This is a genomic window from Nonomuraea lactucae, assembly GCF_003313395.1.
GTDB classification, from domain to species: Bacteria; Actinomycetota; Actinomycetes; order Streptosporangiales; family Streptosporangiaceae; genus Nonomuraea; species Nonomuraea lactucae.
This window is the reverse complement of record NZ_QNFZ01000650.1, coordinates 1-2,805: the sequence shown is the minus strand read 5'-3', so window position 1 is coordinate 2,805 and position 2,805 is coordinate 1. Positions and strand designations below refer to the sequence as shown.

The window sequence follows — 2,805 nt, the reverse complement described above, 5'->3', positions numbered from 1 at the left end:
GGGCAGCGCGGCCATGGCCGGGGCGACCGCGACCGCCTCGTCCAGGGCCCGCCCGGCCAGCTCGGCGGTGCCGAGCGGCGCGGCCGTCACCAGGGAGCCGTCGTACGGGAAGACGACGTCGCGGGTGGCGGCCGTCTCCATCCATCCGGTCCCGACGGGCAGCCCGGACGGCCAGGAGCCCGCGAAGTCGCGGAAGATCAAGCTACTCCCCCTGTAAGGCTCCCCGGTCTCGGGCGGCGCCCCCGCCGTCATGACGGCTCCCGGGTCAGGAAGCGGCGGGCCGCCTCGGCGAAGACGCGGGTGCACTGGACGATCTCCGCCACCTCCACGTACTCGTCCGCCTGGTGCGCGATCCACTTGCCGCCCGGCCCGTACACGACGGACGGGACGCCGCCCCAGTGGGTGAGCACGGTGCCGTCGGTCGAGCCGGGCACCCCGCCGTAGACGGGCTCGGCGCCGGTCACCGCGCGGTGGGCGGCGGCGAGCGCGGCCACGACCGGGTCGTCCACGGGCACCTCCACCGGCGGCCGGTCCACCAGGATCGCCACCTCGGCCGCGATCCCGTCGAACGCGGCGAGCGCGGCCACCCGGTCGGCGATGTCCTGGTGCCCCACCCCGGGGACGGTGCGGACGTCCACGAAGACGGAGGCGACGGCGGGGATGACGTTGACCTGCTCCTCGCTGCCGGCCCGCACCACGGTGGGCGTCACGTACACCTCGCCGAGGTGCTCGTGCGCCGGGTGCAGCTCCTGCAGTTCGCTCTCCAGCGCCGGCAGCGCGGCCAGCAGGGAGCCCACGGCCTGGACGGGGTTGCGGCCATGCCGCGGCATCGCGCCGTGCGCCATCTTGCCGGTGAAGTCGACGCGCAGCCGCAGCGCCCCCTTGGCGACCGCGCAGATCTCCCCCGCCTCCGGCTCGGCCACGATGGCACCGTCCACGCCGGCCGCCAGCCCCTCGGCGACGAAGTGGTGGGCGCCGATCATCAGCCCCTCCTCGTCCGCGAGCGCGCACACCTTGATCCGGCCGGGGAAGGGCCCGGCGAGCTGCAGCGCCCGGGTGGCGTAGAGGGCGGCGGCCAGGCCCGACTTCATGTCGGCGCTGCCGCGCCCCCACAGCCTGCCGTCGCGGATCTCCCCGCCGAACGGGTCGACGGTCCAGCTCGACAGGTCGCCCTCGGTCACCACGTCGGTGTGCCCCTCGAACATGAGGGTCGGCCCGTCGCCGCCTCCGCCCTCGACGACGGCGACCACGTTCGGCCGGCCGGGCGCCGCCTCGTAGACGCGCGGCTCCCAGCCCCACTCGCGCATCTTCGCGGCGACGAGGTCGGCGGCGGGCTGCTCGGAGCGCCCGCGGGCGGGGTCGTTGGTGCTCGGGACGCGCACCAGGGCCTGCGTGAACTCCACCACTCCGCCGGCGTCGACCTCGATCACAGCAGTCCCTCCAGGGTCGGCACGGCCCGCAGCAGGGCGCGCGTGTAGGGGTGGCGCGGCCCGGCCCAGACGTCGTCCACGGGGCCGGTCTCCACGATCTCGCCGTCGTTCATGACCGCGACCGTCTCGCACACGTGGCGGACCACGGACAGGTCGTGCGAGACGAAGACGAGGGTCAGGCCGAGCTCGTCGACCAGGTCGGCCAGCAGGTTGAGGATCTGGCCGCGTACCGACACGTCGAGGGCGCTGACCGGTTCGTCGGCGACCAGCACCTTGGGCCGCGGCGCGAGGGCGCGGGCGATGGCGATGCGCTGCCGCTGCCCGCCGGAGAACTGGTGCGGGTAGTGGCCGGCGGCCGAGGCGGGCAGGCCGACCTCGTCCAGAAGTTCGGCGACCCGGCCGCCGACGGGCTCGCCGAGGGCGACGAGCGGCTCGGCGACGAGGTCGCGTACCTTCATCCGCGGGTCGAGGGAGCTCATCGGGTCCTGGAAGACGACCTGCAGGCTGTGCCGCAGGAACCTCAGCCGCCGCTCGGGCAGGCCGGTCAGCTCCCGCCCCTCGAACCTGATGGAACCGCTGGTGGGCTGGTCGAGCGCGCACAGCAGCCGCAGCAGCGTCGACTTGCCCGAGCCGGACTCGCCGACGACGCCGAAGCGCTCGCCCCGCCGCACGGTGAGCGAGACGCCCTTCAGTGCGTGCACGGCCTCGCCCGGCCTGGTCAGGGAGGTACGGGGGCGGCGGTAGACGCGGGTGACGTCGCGCGCCTCGATCATCGCCCGGCCGTCGGGGTCGCTCTCTCCGCCCGCGAGCTCACTCATGGGGGTGCCAGCATGCGAAGGCATGGCCGTCTCCTGTCAGCGCGGGTTCGGCCTCGCAGGCCGGGGTGGCGTGCCGGCACCGGTTGCGGAAGACGCAGCCGTGGGGGAAGCTGCCGGCGGCCGGGACGTTCCCCTGGATGGTGGGCAGCCGGGTGCCGCGCGGCGTCAGCCGGGAGGCGGCCAGCAGGCCCTCGGTGTAGCGGTGGCGGGGGCGGGCGAACACCTCCCGGATCGGGCCGGACTCGACGACCCGCCCGCCGTACATGACGAGGACGCGCTCGCAGACCGAGGCGACCACGGCGAGGTCGTGGGTGATGAACAGCAGCGCCGGGGCGACCTCGGCGATGAGGTCCAGCATCTGTCTCTGGACGGTCACGTCGAGCGCGGTGGTGGGCTCGTCGCAGATGAGCAGCTCCGGCCCGTTGGCCAGGGCGATGGCGAGCATGACGCGCTGCCGCTGCCCGCCCGAGAGCTGGTGGGGGTAGGCGCGGGCGAGCTGCTCGGGCCGGGGCAGCCGGACCCGGCCGAGCAGCTCGACGGCGCGCTCGCGGGCCCGG

At 75.1% G+C, this 2,805-nt stretch carries 3 protein-coding genes and 1 pseudogene; all 4 read right to left on the bottom strand.

Annotated elements, in window-relative coordinates:
* Window positions 1–201, bottom strand: a pseudogene (locus DQW85_RS24820) (aldehyde dehydrogenase family protein); the annotation flags it as partial.
* Window positions 202–248: 47 nt separating this feature from the next.
* Window positions 249–1,430, bottom strand: coding sequence for a M20 family metallopeptidase (locus DQW85_RS24815; RefSeq protein ID WP_113702411.1), 1,182 nt, complete (start codon window positions 1,428–1,430; stop codon window positions 249–251).
* Entirely contained in the window at window positions 1,427–2,248 is an 822-nt protein-coding gene (locus DQW85_RS24810; protein WP_240197406.1) for an ATP-binding cassette domain-containing protein, read from the bottom strand. Before DQW85_RS24810 ends, DQW85_RS24815 begins: the two co-directional genes overlap by 4 nt.
* Window positions 2,241–2,805: ABC transporter ATP-binding protein (locus DQW85_RS24805; protein WP_162795346.1), on the bottom strand; the 565-nt coding region annotated here is incomplete at its 5' end. The genes DQW85_RS24810 and DQW85_RS24805, both read right to left, overlap by 8 nt.